1 protein-coding gene and 1 pseudogene are annotated in these 1,240 nt (G+C 68.0%); both read right to left on the bottom strand.

Annotation, left to right across the window (positions count from 1 at the left end; genetic code table 11):
• Window positions 1-698, bottom strand: a pseudogene (locus tag AC1VAN_RS22780) (efflux RND transporter permease subunit); the annotation flags it as partial.
• 25 nt (window positions 699-723) lie between these two features.
• On the bottom strand, window positions 724-1,240 hold a 517-nt coding region (locus AC1VAN_RS22775), incomplete at its 5' end, for an efflux RND transporter periplasmic adaptor subunit (protein WP_480986859.1).

Raw genomic sequence — 1,240 nt, 5'->3', positions numbered from 1 at the left:
AGCCGCACCACTTCACCGTCGGTGCCGCTCTTGAGCACGATGTCGCCGAACTCCTGCTCGCTGCGCAGGCGGCCCTGGGCATTGATCAGGGTCAGGAACTGGCTGTTGGGCATCGGCTCGGCGCCGAGCTGGCCGGCCGAGACCTGTACGTTCTGCTCGCGCATGGCGCGCACCACATCGCTGGCGGTCAGGCCGCGCGCGGCAACCTTGTCCGGGTCCAGCCAGGCGCGCATGGCATAGTCACCACCGCCGAAGATCTGTGCGTCGCCGACGCCCTGGATACGTGCCAGCGCGTCCTTGACGTGCAGGCGSGCGTAGTTGCGCAGGTACAGGGTGTCGTACTTGCCGYYSGGCGAGGTCAGGTGCACCACCATCAGGAAGGTSGGYGACTGCTTCTGGGTGGTCACGCCTTGCCGGCGCACGTCCTCGGGCAGTCGCGCCTGGGCCTGGGCAACGCGGTTCTGTACCTTCACCGCCGCTTCGTCCGGGTCGGTGCCCGGGCGGAAGGTGATGGTCATCTGCAGCACGCCGTCGGAACCGGCCACCGACTTGAGGTAGATCATGCCCTCAACGCCGTTGATGGCCTCCTCCAGCGGGGTGGCCACGGTTTCAGCGATCACCTTCGGGTTGGCGCCCGGGTAGACCGTGCGTACGACCACCGACGGCGGCACCACTTCGGGGTACTCACCGATGGGCAGCGGACGCGGATCAGGAGCCGGCGGATCAGTGGTTCAGTGCGGCAGTTGCATCGCGACCCGGCGCCGGCGCAGCGGTGGGCTGCATCGCCACCGCCTTCGCCTGCACCGGCATACCGGGCATGAAGACCTTCTGCACGCCATCGATGATCACCTTGTCACCGGCGGCCAGGCCCTGCTCGACGATGCGCAGGCCTTCGGCGGTGCGGCCGAGGCGGATGTCACGGCGCTGGGCCTTGCCATCCTTGTCGACCACATAGACGTACTTGCGGTCCTGGTCGGTCAGCACGGCCTTGTCGTCGATCAGCATGGCCTGGAACTGGCCGCTGCCGAGCAGCTGCACGCGGGCGAACAGGCCCGGGGTGAACTGGCGATCGGCGTTGTCCAGCAGTGCGCGGACGCGGATCAGGAGCCGGCGGATCAGTGGTTCAGTGCGGCAGTTGCATCGCGACCCGGCGCCGGCGCAGCGGTGGGCTGCATCGCCACCGCCTTCGCCTGCACCGGCATACCGGGCATGAAGACCTTCTGCACGCCATCGATGATCA

It is taken from the genome of Stenotrophomonas sp. 05L44_2, from assembly GCF_056665995.1.
This window is presented reverse-complemented; position numbering and strand designations above follow the sequence as displayed.